This is a genomic window from Pedobacter nanyangensis, from assembly GCF_003313505.1.
Lineage (GTDB): Bacteria > Bacteroidota > Bacteroidia > Sphingobacteriales > Sphingobacteriaceae > Pedobacter > Pedobacter nanyangensis.
Genome location: NZ_QMHO01000001.1, coordinates 696,005 through 717,014, shown reverse-complemented (window position 1 = coordinate 717,014; position 21,010 = coordinate 696,005). Strand labels below are relative to the sequence as shown.

At 41.8% G+C, this 21,010-nt stretch carries 12 protein-coding genes; 1 reads left to right on the top strand and 11 read right to left on the bottom strand.

Going from position 1 to position 21,010, the window contains the following annotated elements:
* Nucleotides 1-66: 66 nt before the first annotated feature.
* The 8 genes from DUT71_RS03160 to DUT71_RS03125 form a co-directional block, all read right to left on the bottom strand.
* Nucleotides 67-282, bottom strand: coding sequence for a hypothetical protein (locus tag DUT71_RS03160; protein WP_113661048.1), 216 nt, complete (start codon nucleotides 280-282; stop codon nucleotides 67-69).
* Between the two features lie 214 nt (nucleotides 283-496).
* Nucleotides 497-2,506 carry a SusD/RagB family nutrient-binding outer membrane lipoprotein gene (locus DUT71_RS03155; protein WP_113661047.1) on the bottom strand — a complete coding sequence of 670 codons (2,010 nt, stop codon included), beginning with the start codon at nucleotides 2,504-2,506 and terminating at the stop codon, nucleotides 497-499.
* Nucleotides 2,507-2,518: 12 nt separating this feature from the next.
* Complete coding sequence (locus DUT71_RS03150; RefSeq protein WP_113661046.1) at nucleotides 2,519-5,674, bottom strand: SusC/RagA family TonB-linked outer membrane protein; 3,156 nt, start codon at nucleotides 5,672-5,674, stop codon at nucleotides 2,519-2,521.
* A gap of 276 nt (nucleotides 5,675-5,950) precedes the next feature.
* Nucleotides 5,951-6,961 carry a glycosyl hydrolase family 18 protein gene (locus tag DUT71_RS03145; RefSeq protein WP_113661045.1) on the bottom strand — a complete coding sequence of 337 codons (1,011 nt, stop codon included), beginning with the start codon at nucleotides 6,959-6,961 and terminating at the stop codon, nucleotides 5,951-5,953.
* Between the two features lie 51 nt (nucleotides 6,962-7,012).
* Nucleotides 7,013-8,641, bottom strand: a complete 1,629-nt coding sequence (locus tag DUT71_RS03140; RefSeq protein WP_162795925.1) for a PKD domain-containing protein — start codon at nucleotides 8,639-8,641, stop codon at nucleotides 7,013-7,015.
* Between the two features lie 10 nt (nucleotides 8,642-8,651).
* Nucleotides 8,652-9,416: a hypothetical protein gene (locus tag DUT71_RS03135; RefSeq protein ID WP_113661105.1), complete on the bottom strand. Its 765-nt coding sequence runs from the start codon at nucleotides 9,414-9,416 to the stop codon at nucleotides 8,652-8,654.
* An 18-nt stretch (nucleotides 9,417-9,434) separates the two neighbouring features.
* The gene (locus tag DUT71_RS03130) at nucleotides 9,435-11,006 is read right to left on the bottom strand and encodes a SusD/RagB family nutrient-binding outer membrane lipoprotein (protein ID WP_113661043.1); all 1,572 of its coding nucleotides are present in this window, start codon (nucleotides 11,004-11,006) and stop codon (nucleotides 9,435-9,437) included.
* 12 nt (nucleotides 11,007-11,018) lie between these two features.
* A complete protein-coding gene (locus tag DUT71_RS03125; protein ID WP_113661042.1) occupies nucleotides 11,019-14,042 on the bottom strand; it encodes a SusC/RagA family TonB-linked outer membrane protein in 3,024 nt (1,007 codons plus the stop codon).
* A gap of 220 nt (nucleotides 14,043-14,262) precedes the next feature.
* Between DUT71_RS03125 and DUT71_RS03120 the strand changes: the two genes are divergently transcribed.
* Nucleotides 14,263-15,009, top strand: a complete 747-nt coding sequence (locus DUT71_RS03120; RefSeq protein WP_113661041.1) for a DeoR/GlpR family DNA-binding transcription regulator — start codon at nucleotides 14,263-14,265, stop codon at nucleotides 15,007-15,009.
* Between the two features lie 35 nt (nucleotides 15,010-15,044).
* Here the strand turns inward: DUT71_RS03120 and DUT71_RS03115 are convergent, their stop codons facing one another.
* The 3 genes from DUT71_RS03115 to DUT71_RS03105 form a co-directional block, all read right to left on the bottom strand.
* Nucleotides 15,045-16,334 carry a RagB/SusD family nutrient uptake outer membrane protein gene (locus DUT71_RS03115; protein WP_113661040.1) on the bottom strand — a complete coding sequence of 430 codons (1,290 nt, stop codon included), beginning with the start codon at nucleotides 16,332-16,334 and terminating at the stop codon, nucleotides 15,045-15,047.
* A gap of 15 nt (nucleotides 16,335-16,349) precedes the next feature.
* Nucleotides 16,350-19,427 carry a SusC/RagA family TonB-linked outer membrane protein gene (locus DUT71_RS03110; RefSeq protein ID WP_113661039.1) on the bottom strand — a complete coding sequence of 1,026 codons (3,078 nt, stop codon included), beginning with the start codon at nucleotides 19,425-19,427 and terminating at the stop codon, nucleotides 16,350-16,352.
* Nucleotides 19,428-19,553: 126 nt separating this feature from the next.
* Nucleotides 19,554-20,753, bottom strand: a complete 1,200-nt coding sequence (locus DUT71_RS03105; protein ID WP_113661104.1) for an anhydro-N-acetylmuramic acid kinase — start codon at nucleotides 20,751-20,753, stop codon at nucleotides 19,554-19,556.
* Between the last annotated feature and the right edge of the window lie 257 nt (nucleotides 20,754-21,010).

Below are 21,010 nucleotides of genomic sequence, written 5' to 3'. Positions count from 1 at the left end.
TTTTAAACTCATGGTTTAAAAGAATACGGAAAGTAAATTTACTAAAAAAGAATAAAATAGAAATGCTTATAGCCTGTTTCCGTCTGGATCTGCCAAAGCTTTGCGGATGGTGAACTCAATGTAGGCGCTATCCCTGTTCACCAATTTGGCCAATTGTTGTACCAGTTGGTCTTCCTGCCCAGGAGTAAATGGAATTTCTACTGCGGCCAACTCACGATATTTCCTTAAAAACTTAGTTTTTACTTTGTTCCAGCTCTCGGTTGTAAGGGTAAAACTTGCCATGGGTTAAAAGGTTTGATGCAAAGATAGGAAAAACAAAAAACTATCATAACGAATTTGTAATGCCAAAATATCATATTTAGATACCATCTGTTGGAAAGATGGTTTTCGAGCTTTAGTGAACATTCAGGAAGATCAAAAGCCGTTATACAGCACCTAAACATAAAAGGCCACCAATATGCGAATTGGCGGCCTTTTATGGCTTTACCTCAGGAGCTTATTTTAGGTAACCTTCATATTCCTCATCTGTAGCGCAATCCCACCAAACTGGAATAGACCATATATACAACTGATTTACATGCGGGTTTATTGCCAGGGCATTTGCGGAGTTATACTGCAACTCCAGAGTGGCCGGCAATCTCCAACGGCGCATCCAATATTTTGGATCTGTTTTTGAACCTCCAATTAACTCCGACGTACCTGTGAATAGCGGTCCTCTATCGTATCCTGGATAAACCACACCAAAGCCACCAATATTACCCGCGCTATAATTGAAACGACGCATATCGTTCCAATTCTCAAGGCTACATCCCATGGCAACATATTTTTGCAACATGATATCACGCATGGTTAAATCACCAGCATTTTGAACCACCGCTGCGCTTGCCAAATAGCTGGTAATGTCTGATTGATTCATTGGCTTCATATCTGGGTTAGTTAGGCCATAAACGCCTTGCCACTCGTTCAATTTAGCCTGCATCATATTAATATGCGCTTCAATTCCTTTTTTATAAGCCAAATGAGCTACACCTGTTGCCCCCTTGCGCATTTGTACCTCTGCTTCAATAAAGCACATCTCATGATAGGTTAACACCTCAAAATCAGACACCGGACGCGTTTGGAATGAACCTGTTGAACCTACTACACCTGCATTAAACGCATCAAGATTAGCATACCAATTTACGTTACTTTCAGGCTGTGCCGCAATACCCGATGTTGCAATAGCGCTACTTCGCATATTTACATAAGCGGTATCTCCTGCCAGTATATAGTTGTTATTATTGATAAACATTGATCCTGCTTTGTAAGTTACTTTTACACCATTCGGATTGTCTGGAGGAATTGAGTATGTCTTCCCTTTTGCAATAAGATCTGCAATGAACGCTGCACGATCAGTGGCATTCGCAATAGTATAGGTAATATCCGTATTTGCTTTTGCAAAAGATGGCAAGGCTATTGAAGTTGCGGTAGATTTTAATAGTCTGGTAGATGGGCCATAGGAATCAACCCCAATGGAGCGTGTCCAATTATAGCTTTGAACTTTACCATTGCCGTCTAATTTTACATTAGTCATCATTGCCGGCACAATCTTAGTCATCCTGGGATCGACAACAGCCGAACCACGCATATTGGTCAATAAATTATAGTAAAATTGAGAAATACGTTGATTATTCCCATATGCGGCATAATTGAAATTGCCATTAGTCACCACAGGATCACCAATTAAATAATCTACAACCATACTGTTATTAAGACCAGGCAGAATAGCATTATCAGCATTAGATTGTGGCCCTCTTGCCAAACAATACAATATTGAATCAGCATTGTATAAATCTGATTTTTTCGACAACTTCAGCATATACCTAGCCTTTAGGCCCCAGCACAATTTAATCCATTTGTCTACATTTCCTTTGTGCATCATATCACCAGACGCCAAAGCGGATGCTCCTACTTCTTGGGTTTTACTAAACAAGCTAATCGCCTCATTTAATTTGGCCATACATCCGTTATAAATGATTTTACCTTTGTCGTATTTAGGACTTGGATTACCATAGGTTGCATCAGTATAAGGCATTTCACCATAAAGATCTAACATCTGCATAAAACCCAAAGCATGAAATACATTAGCTGCAGCCATATAATGATATGCCCCCTTACTTTTAGCCATGTTATACATATCTGTAAGATTAGATGAAACAGATACAAAAAAGGTTTGGTAAGGTGTGGTGGTAAGGCCGGCCGCTGGCTTCCAGGTGGTTGTTACCGAGTTGGTGTTGGCATTGTTACTGTAATAAACCCCTGCCTGAGCGGCAGTACGAAAATTGGTAACCCCAGCAGAGTACATGTAAAAATGCTGTATCCAAGGCAATCTATTTTCCACCAATACGCTCTGGTTATTTGGATTATCTTTATCTACATTAACATCTAACCATTTTTTACAAGATGTTAAACCAGCTACTAGCGCAAAGGCTAGCATTATATTTTTAATATTTTTATTCTTTTTCATGAGCTGTCTTAATTAAAATCTAACATTTAATCCAAATGTAAAAGTAGCTACCGCTGGAACCCCAAGATAATCTATACCTGTTGAGCCCGCGCCACCAGTTCCACCCGCAGCACTTACTTCTGGATCCATGCCTTTATAATTTGTCCAGGTTAACAAGTTGGTCCCTACCGCGGTAGCAGACAAACCTTTAATAAATTTAACTTGCTTAACTAAGCTGCCAAAATCATAAGACAAAGTCACAGACCTTAATTTTAACCAATTAACATTGGTAATAAAGTTATATGAATTAGCTGCGTAATTTGCCCAGTAGCGCTGAATCATTGCTGTACCGGCAACGGTAGTGGCGCCTATTGTATACGTTTTACCAGCTTCGTAGGTTTGGTTAAATTCTGCGCCCGTGGTGCTGTTTACACCGGTTACCGTTACCGACTGCCTATCGTTAAGTAATGTCTTCTTACTTAACCCGTTTGAAACTAAAGCATACTCAGTACCGTTAAATATTGCGCCACCTTTTCGAATATCTAACAATACCGATAAGGATAGTTTTTTATAACGGAACGTGTTATTAATCCCGCCAATAAAATCTGGTTCGCGGTTACCCACTATTGGGTTGTTGGCGTTTATTCTATATAAGCCAGTAGTTGGGTCAACCTGGTAGCGTCCGTTAGCAATTTCTTTTCCGCTAGCATCCAATTCACGATAATAGGTCTGACCTGTCATCCCAAGGAAAAATCCACCATTGGGAATAGAAGCGGCCTTAACCGTTCCAAATTGGGCATCTGTTGGATAGAAATAGGATACTCCTTGTAAAAACTCTCCTAATCTTCCTTTATTATAAGAGAAGTTAAGCATCACGTCCCAAGTGAAATCTTTTTGATCAATTGGTTTGCCGCTTAAGGCCACTTCCATACCCTTATTAATTACGGAACCCGTATTTAATGAACTAAAAATAAATCCCCCTGCATTTGACAAACGTGGCTTTGCAATTTGATTTTTAGTTTTACTATAGTAATAGGTATAATCTAATCCAATTCTTCCTTTTAGAAACCTGAACTCACCACCCACTTCCCAAGAAGTTTGGATTTCGGGCTTGATAACAGGGTTACCAGCAGCCCATTGATTTCCTACAGCTGTGTTAGAGCCAATAATATAAGGAGGATTGGTGTAAGTTGCAGTCTCATAAGGATCAGTAGCCTTGCCCGCTTGCGCCCAGCTCGCCCTCACTTTACCGTAAGTAAGGATATTATTTTTAGGCATTAATTCTGTAAACACCACCGATCCACTTACAGATGGATAAGAATAGGAATAGTTATCAACTGGCAAACTCGACGACCAATCATTACGTTGGGTAACGGTTAAGTAAGCCATGTTTTTGTAAGAAACTCCAGCCTCACCAAAAACACCTACCAGGCGTAGCCTCGATGTTCTATCAGTAAAAAATTTGTTGGTATTGGCGATATTATTTAAGCTAATGGTTCCTGCGGTAACGAAACTATATCCCCAATGGTTTTGGGTAAATCTATTCATATCCTCAGTAGTAGCTCCCACCATTAAATGGGTTTCGAAGTCACCAAACTTTTTATGGAAATTATTCATTACCATGGTACTCAAAAATGAATACTCTGCATCATTTTTGCTTAAACGACCATTTTGATACATAGGTGCAACTGCGGACCCTGGCGCAATGTAGGTATAATCATCAGTAACGTGCTGATCATAACCTAAACGAGCTGTTAAGTCCCACCATTTGGTGATGTTATAGTTGGCGTTGATACCTCCGGTAATACGCTTCGTTTTAGAGGTCAGTTCGTTTTTGTTGATGATCCAATATGGATTGTCCATGTCACTTTGTAAATCTAAAGTTGCGGCGTATGGTCGATACTGGCTTCCATCGGTATTGACATAATTTTTAATATCAAATATCGTAGGCCAATTATACAAGGCTCCCATACTGCCCACACCACCTCCACCGTACAACCCCGAGGTGGTTAAAGTTCTATCCATGTCAGCAATGGAATAAGCAACATTGGCATCAATGGTTAACTTACCGTATTTCTGTTGTGCATTTAAACGGACGGTTGTTTTATTGTAGCCCGTATTAGGAACAATGCCGGATTGATCGAAGTTGGATGCCGATAAAAAGAAAGTTCCATTTTTTGATCCTCCAGAAACGTTGATGTTGTTATCGAAAACATTTGCATTTTGAAAGAAAGTTCCTATGTTGTCGTAAGTAGTATTGGCAGAAGTTAATTTCTTACCCCACGAACTGTAAGAATTCGCATCATCAAAAGTACCATTTACGGCATAACCACCTACCCCAAATTCTTTTTGAACTTCAGGCAATTTATTTGCCCAAGAAGTGCTTAATCTAGTAGCGTAGTTCACATTCACAGATCCCTCTGCGCCTCTTTTAGTGGTAATGATGATTGCACCATCAGCCGCTCTTGAACCATATAAAGCCGCTGCCGCTGCACCTTTTAATACGGATAAACTTTCAATGTCCTCAGGGTTGATGTCCATCACCCTATTAGAGTAAGTGGTATTGCTACGGGATAACCCATCGGTTCCGGTATTACCCGTGCTTGATGTTGTATTATCATAGATAATCCCGTCCACAACAAATAACGGCTGGTTCTGTCTTCCCTCAGCGGAAGAGGTACCTCCCCTAATGGTAATGGAGGCTCCGGCACCTGCAGATCCACCGAATTGGGTCACGTTAACCCCAGGAACTTTTCCAACCAATGAATTGATTACGTTGGTATTTTTGTTCTTCATTAATTCTTCCGCATTTAAATCAGATACGGCATATCCAACTGCTCTTTTCTCCTTTTTAATACCTAATGCCGTGACAACAACTTCGCCTAGGGCCTGACTATCAGAAACAAGAGCAATATCAATAACCGCCGAAGTGCCTACCACCATTTCGGAGGTTTTCATCCCTAGATAGATGAATTGCAAGACATCTCCTTGCTTTGCCACAATGGAATAGGTTCCGTTGGGACTTGTCTGAGTTCCGTTATTTGTTCCCTTGATTTTTACGGATGCACCAGGTATTGGCATCCCATCATCTGAAGAAGTTACCTTTCCGGTAATCGTCTTTTGCTGTGCCATTGCTTGTATGGCCAAAAAGAACGAGCACAGGAATAGCATAAGTAATCCTTTTTTCATAAAACCTTTGTTTAGTTAATAGTTAATGTTGTTTGAGCTTTAAAAAACGCATATAAACGCATTTTTAATAAAGCTTAAGTAAATATAGACAAATGTTATTCGTTAAAAAAAGAAACTTTTAACAAATTTTAACATAAAATAAATTTTTTCAGGTAAAACCCCGCAACAACATGCACTTTGCCAGCACGAAAATTAATTTTCACACACTTCGCTTAAGCCAAATAAAAAAAGGCCCTGCGCTTGCAGGGCCTTTTTTTATTTTCAGCTGTTTTAAAATTATTTTGCAGCTTTAATCAGCGAGTTTTCACCAGCTGCATCTTGAGCCAGCTCCCAAAACATCACGCCGTTGGCACTTGTTTGAGCCAAGGTAAATTTTTGTTTTATAGTAGGGATACCGTTGTAATAATAGGTATTAGTACCAACTGTAAACTCCGATCCGTTTTTATCAGCTCCGGCCTTTAGCAAATCCTTGAACGCCATGGCGGTGTTTCCGGCCGTTTTTCCATATGCAGGCAAGCCTAACACTGCTTTTTCTTTGGGCAGGTTTTTATCGGTAAGCCAAATGTTCAATACTCTTTCGGCCATGGCATACGAAGAGTGGTCGTTGGGCCTGGCCGCATCCGTTCCTATTCCATCATAAGCCATCAGGTTTACAAAATCACACGCATCTATGGCCGCTTGGTTAATCCCATCCTTTACCGGACCAGCGTAAATGCCTGCGGTAACGGCCATGCTCAACGTTTTATGCCAGCTATGCAGCTCGGCAGATAGCTCTTGCATAAATACTCCGAAGGTTACATCGTTTCCCTTTGTGGCATTAGGGTACTCCCAATCCATATCTACCCCATCAAATTGGTTTTGGATGGCATAGTTTACGATATTTTGCACCAATGCCTTTCTGGTGGTGGGGTTTGAGATTAGGGTAGTGTAAATTTTACTATCGCCATTTAGCGCAATTACGATCTTACATTTATGCCTTTTTGCCAGGGCTACTACATTTTTTACGCTCTCTCTTGAGTCATCCAAAACCAGTACACCATCGGCCCTAGGTTTCAGGAAAGAGAAAATCACGTGTGTTAAATGATCCAATGCAGTGGTATCAATATCACTGATAGCTCTATAAGCTGGAAAGTAAGCCACTCTTTTAAAGCTCTTATCGGCCACGTAAGGAGTGGTAGGCTTTACAAATTCCTTCGCTCCGTAGCCATCAGGCACCTGCGCAATTTCCTTTTGGCAGGACGCCAGCGTCATCAGGGCTGCAACCCCTAATAAAAAATATCTTTTCATAATCTATTTTTGCTAACCACCCTTGCCGCTAAGCAAGGGCGGTTATTATTTTTATCGTTTAACGTGATCTATTGCAATACCATAAGGAGCGTAACCTTTAATCAAGAAATTAACGGCCTGCGTACCATCTAGTTTATAGCGCAAAATACCTGAGCTTGCTCCTGAACCTACTGACTGAGGCGCATTGGTTCCAAAAGAGTCTGCTCTGTTTCTGTAACCGAAGTACAGGTAGCCTTTACCATCGTCATCCTGATCCAGCTCCATGCCTGTCACATAGATGGACTCGCCCGTAGGGAAAGCTGCTGTAGGCACATAGCCTTGATCACTAAATGATGTTGTAGCTGCAAAACCCATTACCGATGGCGTATTATAGATTGGTGTAATGTTTCCACCGCTCATATCGCATCTGTAAATACCTGGTTCGTAGGCCGCAGCCCTGTTAATTGCCAAATAAATATGGTTGTTTTTAGCATCTATCACAAACTGTCTGATACCGATATCTTTTAACGCAGTGATTTCACCTATAAACTCCCCGGTTTTCTTGAACTTGTGGAGCCCTCTTCCTCCGTTACCCGTGAAAGAAACCCATATCTCGTCCCCAACTTCTCTAATTCCCGAATAGAAATGTGAGCTAGAGCTAAATCCGGTAGTGGTATTTCCCCTAATTCTAAAAGCTGGATAAGGAGCCTCAGTTGAAGCGGCATTGATTACGTGTACCCCATTGTTTCTGGTACCCCACCATAAGTTGCCATCTTTATCCACGGTGTGCAGCCACGGATCGAGGTTATAGGTACCCGTTCCCGTGTTTCTGGTAATCAGTTTCTCTCCGGTACCGTCTAAGTTAAATGATTTCAGATAGCCATCGCCGTCAGCGGCAGCACCACTGCTGAACCTCAAACCAAGTCCTGCTTCTGAGTAATACAACTTGTTTCCAGCGATAGAAAGTCCTAGTGGACTAGGGCCAGTAGTTACGCCAGGAAGTGCCACCGGCACAGAAGGGCTTAACACGGTAAGCTTGTAGGCATAGATTTTTTTGGTGATTACATCCGTAAAGTAGATGGTTTTAGCCAACTCGCCCTTAACCTGGATCTTGATTTCCGTTGTTAATGTTTCTTGGCCATCGTTAACGGTCAATTTAACCGTATGCTCCCCATCAGTAGTAAATTTAACTACCGGATTTTTAACGTTAAACGTACCGGCCGCACCAAAATCCCACGAGTAGGTTACCGCCTGACCTGGGTAGTTGAATGCACGGGCATCAAATTGAACATCTTCAAACACCGCGATATTTGCCGGCGCAATAATGCGTGGCTGCATTTTAACCAGGGTAATCTTTTTACTGATTTCCTGAGACTTATCTCCCTGCCAAGTGGTCAATTTTACGGTGTACTCGCCTGGCAATTCATATAAAATGGTATCAGGCACCATTTTTTCTGAAACAGAAACATTAATGATACCGCTTTTGTTCAGTGTTTTTCCGCCAGTATATTCCCAGCGATACTTGTCGGCATTTTTTGAACGGTTAGTAAGCACCACTTTTGCAGGTGCGTTAACTACGCCCGCCGGAAAATCAAAATTAGCAGCATAGTTGCCCTGCTGTCCAATATTGGTCATCTCTTCTTTAGAACAGCCCAAATAAATAAGGCCAATCAAGAGTAGTAACAGTTTAAATTTCTTCATGATCTTATTATTATATGGTAATATCAAATGTTCTGGTAGTTGCCGTAATGGTATTGGTAGGCGTAACGGCATTTACATCTATCGTGATGCTATAGTTGCCCACCTTCTTAATGGTATTTACGATAGCCACCAACATGGCACGAGTACAGTTGTCTCTTAAATTTTTCATGCCCGTAGCGGTAAGCACGTAAGTTCCACCCGTAGTAAAATGGGTAGTTGGCGCCGAAGGGAATAGCGCTAAATAATCGTTCCTGGTAATTGCATAAGCCAATAATCCTTTTAGGATATTGAACTCATTATCACTCATTCCGGTAATTAGCGTAGCATCGTTAGGATATTTCCCTGTTTTTCGTTCTACTTTATAAGGATGGTTGATGACATAGTTGTTGGAGGAAGTTACCCAGTACTTATCCAGATCAGCTGCTTTTACTTCTAAGGCCACTTGCTTTTTTGCGATGGAATCAACCAAGATCAAAGTAGATTCGTCATTGGTTTTGGTAACGATCGATGTACCGCTATTTAGGGCCAACTGTATTCCTACGTTTTCAACTAGGGTTTCGTAAAACACTACTTTCTGAAATTTATCATCTCTCTGCCATGTTGAGGCCGTTACAATCAGCGTATCGCCAAAAGCAGGCCTGGTATTATTATAGGTTACCCTAAGCTGGCTAGCAAATTGGTTGTTGGTTGAACCTAGTTCAGTAATGGGATCATTCTTTTTACATGATGCCAAAGCCAACAAACAAAGTGATAAAATGCCTATATATTTTTTCATATTGTTTTTCATCTTTTTTTACTTTAATGCTGAGTTTTGAACCCACCAAACCGGTTTGAATGCCCAGTCTCTAGCTTTTGCGCCTAGTCTTTCTATCTCTTTGGGGTTGTACACATATTCCGTTTGCGGATCGTAAGGGAAACGCTGAATGTATTTTCCCTGCCACTCGGCCAAAGCATATCTTGGATAGTAAATGGCATAAGTTACTCCGTTTACATCATTTTTATATACCGATGGCTTATAGCCATATCTCCTCATATCAGACCAGGTTTCACCTTGCAGATAAAGTGCGATGTATTTTTGCATCATGATTTTGGACAAATCCAACTCGGCTTCGCTTTGCGCCACCTTTCTTTGGTCGCCCAAATAGTTAAGAATTTGCCCCTCTGGCACGCCCAAACGCTCCATATTAGCTCTGATACCTTCCTTGTATGAAGCCAGCGCTCCTGTCAGGTCATTCAGATGAAACTGGGTTTCTGCTTTAATAAACAATAGTTCTTCCTTAATCAAAATAGGATAGGGAGAGCCGTCCTTGGTCCAGTAGCCCCCATGCAGTTTAGCAAAATCATCAAAGGTTGTTCCTGTTGGCAGGTTTACATCCCTTAATCCTTCCGACATTTTTGCACCAAGATATTTATTGTTCTTTCCAGGCGTGGTTAACTTAAACAAGCGTGGGTCATAAACAACTGGGCTGCCTGCCGGTGTGGTACCATCGTCAACGGTAAGGGCTCTCATCAGAAAATCAGTAGGCAAAGTGTTTACCAGGTCGCTTCTGATATCGGCAAACTGGAAAGCTTCGCCGGCTGGAGGAGGATCTGAAGGCCCCCAAAGGTTATGGGTCCATCCGGTGGTGCTCACTTCTGGATATTTGAAAACGGCATCACTGAAATTGGCCAAAGCATCGTTAACAATGGTTAACAACTCTTGGTTTCCATTTTTAAAGTTAGCGGTTCTTAATTTCAGCCTGGCCCTAACGCCTTTGGCCAATGATTTCCATTTGCCCAGGTTACCATCAAATATAAGATCTGATTTGGCATCCATGGTTTCGGCCAGCGGACTTACATTGTCCAAGGCGGCGATTCCCTCATTTAGTAAATTTTCGATTCCCGCAAAAATTTGCTCCTGAGGGTCGTAAACCGGATTGAAAGAACCGATATAAGCTTCTTTGAAAGGCATGTCGCCAAATACATCGGTAGCAGACAGGTAGCTTAGTGCCAATATAATTTTGCCCACTCCCACGTAGTTGTTTGAACTTTCTTCTGCAGCTCTTTTTACCATTTGGTTGATGTTTGAACCCACATCAAAATAATGCCATCTCCAAGCTCCCATACGGGTAATGCTATTATAGTTCCAGGTATCTGTAATGGCGTTGCTATTACCGGTTCTGGTGGTAAAATAATAACTATGATAAGCTCCAAAACGGGCTTGCGAGTATAGCGAATAGGCTAAATTGGCCTGAATTGCCGGAAGCCTCTGCTTTGGCGGTACGGTTACTGGCTGTACCGGGTTTATGTTTAAATCTAATTTATTGCACGCACTTACTGCCACTACGGCAAGTATCGCAAAAATGTTTCTTACTATCTTCTTCATAACTCCTGTCTCTTAAAGCGTAATGTTTATACCAAGTGAAAAAGTACGTGGCAAAGGAATTGCACCATTGTCAACCCCCATGGTACTTGCTCCGGAGCCGCCAGCATTTGGACCAGCACTGTTTACCTCTGGATCACCGCCCGAGTAGTTGGTGATTACGAACGGGTTTTGTGCGCCTAGCTCAAATCGTGCTCCTTTTAGGCCTAACCTATTGGCAAAAGAGGTAGGCAGCTGGTAGCCTAAATTAATATAACGAACTCTGGCCCAGTTAACTTTTTCCACAAAATTAGTTCCTACCTGATAGTAGTTGTTTGCAAAGTAGCTATAGTCCAAAACCACTTTCTTGGTGTTTTTAACATAGGTGCCATCACCTTGCTGAACTACGCCATTAAATACAAATTCTTTATCCCTCCACTCACCAATATCATAAGCGATACCGTTTGACATCATTCCTTGACGGCTAGCATTTAAGATATCGCCGCCAATCCTGAAATCCCAAAGGAACGATAAGCTGAATTGTTTGTATTTAAAGTTGTTGATTAAACCAAAGTTGAAATCTGGTTCTCTGTTTCCAATGTAGCGCTCCTTGGTGCTGGCGTCAATAATTGGATAGCCATTTGCATCAACCACGATATAGCCGTCAGGGTTTCTTCTGTAATCAGAGCCTACGATACCTAAAACAGGTTTGTTTAGCGTAGTTGCTGCGGCACCTGCATTAAGCTGTGCGTTGGTGTAGATGAAGGTTACGATATCTCCCGCAAAATTCAGCATCTTAGATCTGTTTTTCCAACCGTTTAAAGTGGCAGTCCAAGTAAAGTTATCGGTTTTAATTGGCGTTCCGCTTACCGAGAACTCAATACCTCTGTTGCGCAGCGACCCCGCATTGAAAGTCATAATAACATAGCCCGATGGCAATGGCACCCTTGGGGTCATGATCATATCAATACTTTTTCTTTCATACATTGCCACGTCAATGTTCAACCTGTTCTTGAAAAAGCTCAACTCTGTACCAAACTCCAGCTCCTGCGTTTTTTCAGGGCCTAAATCGGGGTTTCCTCCAATTGGGTCATTCACAAAACCACCACCAACGGTGTAGGCCTGTCTTAAGTTACTGTTGGTTCTATAAATGGGAGCATCTTTACCTACGCGAGCAAAACTTGCCCTTAATTTACCGTACCAGTTTTTGCTGTTTTCGAAAAGTTCGGAGTAGGTTAAGCTGGCAGAATAGGACGGAGAATAAAATGTTCTTGCATTTGCCGGCAAAGTTGAGGTCCAGTCGTTACGGCCAGTTACCCCAATTGAGGCGATATTTTTATACTCTAACCTTACATCGCCAAAAACAGCATAACGCTGTCTGCGTGCTATGGCTTCCGACACGATCACGTTTTCCCTGTTGACTACGTTAGGCGAAAAAATATCGCTCACCAAAAACCCGGTAGCTTCATAGCTCACCCCTCTATTGTCGTAGTATTCGCTGCTACCACCTAATATTGCGGTCAGCCTCAAATCAGTGGCGATTTTTTTATCGTAAGTAGCCGTAAGGTTAGAGGTGATAAATTTTGTTTCCGAATTGTTCTCGGTCACAAATCCATTAAATGCCGTAGAAGAAGGCGTACCCGGAGTAATCACCCTTCTATATTTGGTTGAGGTAAAATCCTGACCCAGCCTGTAAGCCAGGGTTAAGCCTTCAATTGGCTTGTAGGTAATGTTGTTGTTTACCAAAAACCTGTCCACGTTGTTGTTCCTAGGATTGCGCATTACGCCCCACATTGGCGAAATTCTGGCTTGGTTTTCGTTTCCTGGCTCTACATAAGCATATAAAGGATCGCCATTGGGCTTTTGGTAGCTCTGGATATCATAACGGCGGGGGTACAACAAAATACTGTTGATCCAACCGCCCGCATTAGCACCCACCAAACCTTCCTGAATATCATTTTTAATATAGCTGGCAGAAGTCGTTAATTCGATTTTCTTGCTCAGCTTGGCGGTTCCTTTCACCATCAGGTTGATTTTTTCCTGATCTGTATTGGGGATCATTGAACCTGCGTTGCGGTAGCCCCCAGACACATAATAGTTTAATTTTTCCGATCCACCGTTTACGTTGAAGTTGGCATCGTGAGTAATGGCAGTTTCAAAGAAACGATTGATGTTATTATAAATGGTTTCATCGTAACGGAATTTCCTACCCCATGAGCTTCCAGAAGTTTCATCATACACACCTCCGGTACCTGTAGTATAAATGGCCTGTTGGCGAGGCGTTCTGCCCATGGTTTCAACAAACGATTTATATGATCCCGAAACCTGCAAGCTGCCCGCTTTTCCGCTTTTGGTGGTAATAATGATTGCTCCGGAAGCAGCATCGATACCATAAAGTGCCGCTGCAGCCGCACCTTTCAGGATGGTGATGTCTTCAATATCTTCGGGATTAAAATCTGATAAACGGTTTACCGTACCGTTAGAGGCGTTGTTGTTAACGCGGATCCCGTCAACGATCATTAAAGGCTGATTATCGCCCGAAAGCGTAGTTGAGCCCCTTAAGATAATTTCTGAAGGCAAGCCTGGCGAACCACCCGATGCACTAATTTGAGCACCGGCAATTTGTCCTTGCAGGGCGTTGATGATGTTGGATTGGTTGGCGTTCCTTAAATCGTCGCCTTTTACGTTCTGTACAGAATAAGTTAAAGATTTTTTACTTCTCTCGATGCCCAAGGCCGTTACCACCACTTCATTTAGTACCTTGGAATCTGATTTTAACTCCACGTTGATGGTTTTGGCGTCCCCAACTGTTCTTTCTGCGGATATGAAGCCAATGTAGGAGAAAACAAGTACTTCCCCAGCTTTGGCGCCGATGGTATAGGCTCCGTCGGGGTTGGTTTGAACACCATTGGTACCCCCTTTAACTCTCACAGAAACGCCCGGAATCCCAAGCTTGTCGTCTGCTGATGTTACCTTACCCGTAATCGTTATTTGCTGAGCCATTAAATTCACCGTCAGCAAAAACGTACTCAAAAATAACATGAGTAGTTTTTTTTTCATAAATTCAAATTTGGTTAATAATTAACTTTGCTTTGTTGTTGATCAAAAAACACCGCAAATACATGCAATATTTTTTCAAACCATTGTAAATATCTTAATTATATTTCATTTAAAAAATAAAAAATGCGGCATGTTGCAAAATTTAACAAACAAAAACAAAAAAATAACGCAACAAACAGCATTTTCACTATCTTAATCAAATCAAACACTGCACTAAAAAATGTTAAAAAAAGAAAGACATAACATCATCATGCGCCAAATCAACTTGCACAACCGCGTGCTCAGTTCTGATCTGGTAGAATTATTAAATGTATCGGAAGACACCATTAGGAGAGATTTGCAGGAACTTGCAGACGATAACCTGCTCAACAAGGTTCACGGGGGCGCGTTATCCAAATCTTATCAATCCACTTTTGACGACAGCAAGGTTTACGCCAAGGATGCCAAAATTAGCATTGCCAAAAAAACCGCTTCATTGATCAAAGACGGCATGGTAGTTTTAACCGGCGGCGGCACCACCGTGATCGAACTGGCCAAACAATTGCCCCAGCATCTGCACGCTACGTTCATCACCATCAGCCCTTTGGTAGCCGTAGAGTTGGCCAAATATGAAAAAATAGAAGTGATTTTGATTGGAGGCCTATTCGCGAAAAACTCGCAAATCAGCTACGGTGGCCATGTAATTAGCCAACTGGCTGATATCAGGGCCGATCTTTGCCTCATGGGAACCAGCGCCTTGCATCCTACAGATGGGGTTACCGACACCGACTGGGAAATTAACCAACTGAAAAAGGCCATGATTGCTTCTTCTAAAAAAACCGCCATCCTGTGTATCTCCGAGAAATTGGGGATTACGCTGCGTTTAAAGGTAGCGGGCTTAGAGAACATCAGTTATTTAGTGACTGAACTAGATGCAGATGACCAAATGCTCAAAGCATACCAAGCGAAAGATTTACAGATTATATAAATAATAAAAAGGAGGCTTTTGCCTCCTTTTTATTATTAGAATGCCGGATTTGCCGGGGTATTAGGGTTGTTATCTCTTTCTTGCGAAGGATAAGGAAAGAAATTGCGTTTCCGATCAGTTAAAGGTTGGTTAAACCTCCTCATATCTTCCAATTTTAAGCCCGACATAAAAAGCTCAATACATCTGTGCTTATAGATAAGACCTAGCAGCTCCGATTGCGTATAAGGCCCCGTCAAAGAAGGCAAATTTGCATTAACACCAAAAATATCGTTGTTCTTCGTCACCACTTTATTCAATTCAATTAATGAATTATTAAGATCTGGAATAGTTTGACGTGCGTAAGCTTCTGCTTTAATCAACATAATTTCTCCAGGTAAATAAACTGGAATAGGGGCAAAAGTTGCATCACCAAAACCTTTGATGCGTACCGTTGTATTTACCACGGTATAAAAGGGTATCCTTCCATCACCCAAATCTGGCACATTTGCTCCTGTTTGACCTAAATTTAAATTTTTGGGCTGTATAACGTTATTTGTAGAGGTGGCGATCTCAAAAACTGGATTCAGATTCAATGCATCGTAGGTGAGGGTTGATTTTTTAGTCAAATCTACTGCGTTGGCAGCTGCTAAAGCCATGGTATAGTTACCGGCAAATAATGCATAACGTGCTTTTAGTGCATTCAGTGTATTTGGGATATCGATCCCGCTCGGGATATTCCCCAGGAAAGTGGCGCTGATTGCATTGGCTGCAATTACAGCTAGTGCGTTATCAATTGTAGCAATCGCTTTATTGAGGCCATCTAACCTGGCGACAAACTGCACATTTTTTCCAGTTCCAGCGGGAATTCTCTCCCAATACTCGGCCAAATTACCCAAAGCTAATGCCTTAAAAATACTGGCATGGGCAATCAAACCAGCGGCATAATTTTTATCTGGCAAGTTTGCTGCATTTTTAATGACATGATCCGCATCGTAGATAATTTTATTAGCATTAGTCCAAACATTACCCACTATGGTATTATCTCCATCAACCTGTACACCACCAACAACCAAACGTTCCTCATTGGTATTACCGGTATTGATAGAAATCATTTCATTGGTGGTTAAACCATTTAGTGTTATTCCGGCATAAAGTAGCCCAGCCCTACTGGTTGAATAGGTTTTTTGCAATCCAACAGTAACCCCTGTTAGCCCCTTTAAAGACACCAAAACTTCATCTGCAGTGGACGCATTAGGATTTAGATATTCTTTATTACAGCTGGTTGTAAATACCACCGCTGTAAATAGAAACGCACAGCCTATATATCGTGATTTTAAGTATTTCATAAAAATAAATTTAAGTTAAAATTTTGCCTGTAATCCTAATGAGAAGGTACGTGGAATTGGTACCGCACCGAAATCAATATTTCTTAGCACGGTAGACTGGCCTCCCGAATTAAGTTCGGGATCATATCCTTTATAATTATCCCATGAGAATAGGTTTCTACCACTAATGTTAATCGCTAAATTTTTAATAAACTTTACTTGACCAACATTATAGCTTAAAGAGATCTCTCTTAGCTTAACAAAGGAACCATCATCTATACGCCATTCCTCTACATTATAAGCGCCTGCAACATAGCCTCTAGGCAGCCTTCCCATTTGTTCTGCTTCTGCAACTTTCCCATTTCCCACACCTTGGCGGGTTCTCCAGTCTGCATTCCAAACATCCCCTCCCTGTACAGCGTCAAACTGTATCCGTAAACTCAAGTTTTTAAAGGTAAAATCGTTCACGAACGAGCCTGTATAATCCGGGTTAGGGTCGCCTATGACTTTCTTTTGTACATTATTAGCCGCCTGTCCCTCTGTTAATGGGATACCCGCAGGGTTGGTTGCAATACTTCCATCTAAATTTCGCTGGAAATAAGTTCCATAAAATACACCTATGGGATAACCATCTATGATTGAAACTGGAGCGCCTGGGTTTGTAGTGAATGTGATACGTGCGCCTGAACCCACAATTTTATTTCTATTTCTATTAAATATTAACGTTGAAGCCCATGTGAAATTCTGCGTTTTAATTGGCACGCCCGTAAGCATAAGCTCAATCCCCTTGTTATAAAGTTTTCCATTAATGTTATCAAGCAGATTGGAAAAACCAGTAGTTGGGGCCACAGCCACCGACAATAATAAATCAGTTACTGTTTTGTTATAATAACTAAAATTCAAGCCCAAACGATTGTTAAAGAATGACATGTCGGTACCAAGCTCTAGCTCTCGTTGGCGCTCTGGCTTAACATCTGTATTTGCCAGGGCTAGCGGCGAGTTTAACGAAGTTTTGTTGTTTAAAGAGCTTGGCGAATACACATTAAAACGGTCGTAGGCATTAATACCTGTTAAGTTCCCCGATTGCCCATAAGCTACCCGTATTTTAAAGGCGTTCCACCATGAAGAAACCCCTAGGTTTTTCCAGTAATCTGCGGATGAAAGCACATAACTCACATTGGCTTTGGGATAAAACTGGGTCCTATTATCCTCCCCAAACACGGTTGATTGGTCTACCCTAATCGCTCCCGTTACAAACAAATGGTCTTTATATTTAAAATTTTGTTGGATATAGGCTCCGCTGATGGAAAATTCAGACCTATTATCAGAATTAGGCAACAAGGTGCTTGCCGCATTTACCACTTTAACAAAAGGAGCCAAGCCACGTCCATTTAGCAAACTATATAGCTCATTTTGATATTGGTACGACCCTCCCAGCTGTGTTGTTGAGCTCAAAGACCCCAAAATGTTTGCATCATAAGTTAAATTTAACTCGTTGTTAAACATGGTGGTGGTTGCATTTGCCGCACTCGCATAACCATTTAAAGATGGATCTAAGGTTGGACCGCCACCATAAAACCCTGTACTTACATTATAGGCAAACGGGGGAATATAGGTTGTTCCATTTTGGATAGAATTATCCACGCCCATCGTGTAATCTATCGTTAGATTTTTAATTGGATTGAGTTTCAATCCAGCGTTGGCTATGATGCGATTGGTATACTGGCCTTGTTCGATATCTTCAATAACCGATACTGGATTTACACGCCCGCGTTCTCCTACCGCCTTAAGATTACCAGAGACATCTCTTGCAAAAATATCATGGAAGTTACCAATAATGGTTACCGAGTTCATCGGTGAAAAAAATGAGTTACCATCAGGTTTTTCATTGGCACTGCTATGTATATAATTAAACCCTACTGTCATTTTTGCCCACTTATTAATCGTTTGATCCAGGTTAGCCCTAAAGTTGATTCTTCTGAAATCCGTATTTTTAATAATGCCTTGGTTAGAAAAATAACTCGCTGAAGTGTAATACTTGGTATTGTCTGTTCCACCTGAAACCGAAACCGAGTTATCCGTTCCCACGCCGGTTCTGAAAATGTAGTCTTGGTAATTATATCTGGTCACGGGAGTTTGTGTGGTTAACGTTGGGGTCAATACGTCCTGGGTTTGTGCGCCCACGCCGTCAGTTGGCCCACCAAATTTTGTTGGTGATTGGTTTACCTCAACTTGTTTACGCAATTCACTAACGATCAAACTGGTATTAAAACTAACCTGGGGAGCGCCACTTTTCCCTCGTTTAGTAAAAATTTGGATTACCCCGGCATTTGCCCTAGAGCCATAAATTGCTGCTGCCGCAGCCCCATTTAAAACCTCAATACGCTCAATATCTGCAGGATTGATATCAACCATCCTATTCTGCCCAATATTCCCTACAAAATTACTTCCGTCGTAATTTGAAGAGGTATTGGTTACTCTTTTGGTTGAGTTATTTACAATCACCCCATCAATAATATACAACGGCTCTGACGAAGAGTTAACCGAACTGACCCCCCTTAATCTCACGGAAATACCTCCTGCCGGATCTCCCGAGTTCTGGCTGATTTGTGCTCCTGGCGTTTTACCTTGCAATGAAGCTAACGCATTGCCACTCGGAGCACGATTCAAATCATCGCCTTTAACAGTGCTCACGTAGCTACCCAACTGTTTACGCGTAGTTCCTTGCGATGTTCCTGTTACGATTACCTCATCCAATCCCATGGCATCTTGCCCTAAGGTAAAATTAGCAGTAACGTTGTTATTTGAGCCTAGCGTAATTTGTTGACTTGCCGTTTTAAATCCAATAAACGTTACCGAAACGCGGTAATTTCCTGGCGCCAGATTGGCCACTAGCGAGTACGTACCATCGCTACCGGCAGCAACCGCAAAATTGGTCCCCTGCACCTTTATTCCCGCTCCGGGAACAGGCGCATTGGTCCCCTCTTCGGTGACTTTTCCGCTAATAACGTAACGATTGGTTTGTGCATTTGCCGTTAAAAAAAACAGCAAAAAGAGGGGCGACATACAGAGTATCCTCCATTTGAACCGCCATGAAGTATAGATTTTCTTCATACTTAATGTAAATAAGTGGTTAGTTTTCAGCTATTTTGCTGCTTCAGAACAAACACTGGTTTATTCAAGTATAAATATCTGCAATTGTTTGCATTAAACCGCAAACAAACTGCAAAAATCCAAAATTTATTTTGGCAAACTGATTTTCCCCATACAAATAGATGGCACCCCCTCCCTTTCGCCGAAATAAGTTTGGCTCCCGCTCAAGGTCTCATTTGCCAGTAGCGCAAACAAAACAGCTTCCTTGGCATCCGGATTAATCTCCAGGTCTGCTGTGGTTTTAAAGATAATTTGTGGAAGTTCCTGTTTCAACAGCGCTAACAGTAAGGGGTTGTGCATCCCGCCACCACTTAAATACAATACTGGATTGGAGAGTTTTACCAACGATCGTTTTACGGCCTCAATAATGCCATGGGCTGAGCAATGGCACAGCGTAGCCATCACATCTTCAGGGCTTAAATTTTGGGTGTTGCTTTTTTGCTGTGCCAGTTCCAGGTAAGCCAAACTAAAAAGCTCCGGCCCGGTGGTCTTAGGGAAATCCGCTCCGAAAAAAGCATCAGCCAACAAAGCTTGTAGCAATGCGCCATTTACCGTTCCTCGTTTTGCAATGGCAGCATCCTTATCATAGTACAAACCGCCAAAATGCTGCTGTACGTACTGGTCCATCATGGTATTGCCTGGGCCAACATCGGTAGAAAACACTTTACCGGCATCCAAGTCTCCCGGCAGGTAAGTGAAATTGGCAATTCCACCAATGTTTAGCATAATACGGTCCTCGCCCTTTTTGGAGAAAATCAGATAATCCCCATAAACGGCCAAAGGAGCGCCCTCGCCGCCGGCCGCAATATGCTTTTGCCTAAAATCGCTTAGCGTTACAATCCCTGTATTTACGGCAATATGGTCGCCATCGCCAATTTGTAAAGTTCCGTTGGGCAGGCCCTCCTGCTGATGCAAAGATTTAGGGGCATGATAAATGGTTTGGCCATGGCTGGCAATAAAATCTATTTGCGAATTTTGGTAGCCCCACTCGGCAATGGCCTCATTAATCAAGGCGGCATGGGTAAGTGCTACTTGCTCATTCATCAAACACACCATTTCCAAGTCAACTTGCCGTTTCGAAAATATGCCCTTCACCTGTTGGCGGAAATATGCCGAATAATCTCCTGTCTTAAAGTGAAGTAGTTTTATTTCGGTGTTGCTCCCATGCCCCTTAAATGAGCAAAGGGCAATATCCAACCCATCCATTGAAGTACCCGACATTAGGCCAATGATGAGTTTTTCTTCCTTTTGAGATTTTTGATAAAAGTCTGTGATCTGATTTTTCATAAAAAACAAGCTTACCTTTTGGGAGGCGTAATGTACAAGATGTTTAGCTAAAACCGTAGGCAATTTTAATTCCGGTACGGTCATTTATGAACGAAGCCTATGCCCGCCCAATGTTTTTTAATTTTTTTAAAAAGTATAATGCCTCAAAACAACCTTTAAAGGGGGTTTTTGCACTTGCTGAGGCTTCTTGCAAGTTTTATCTATTTTTTTTTCTATTTAACTGTTCTATATTTACTGCTCCGTTCAATAAAAACCAA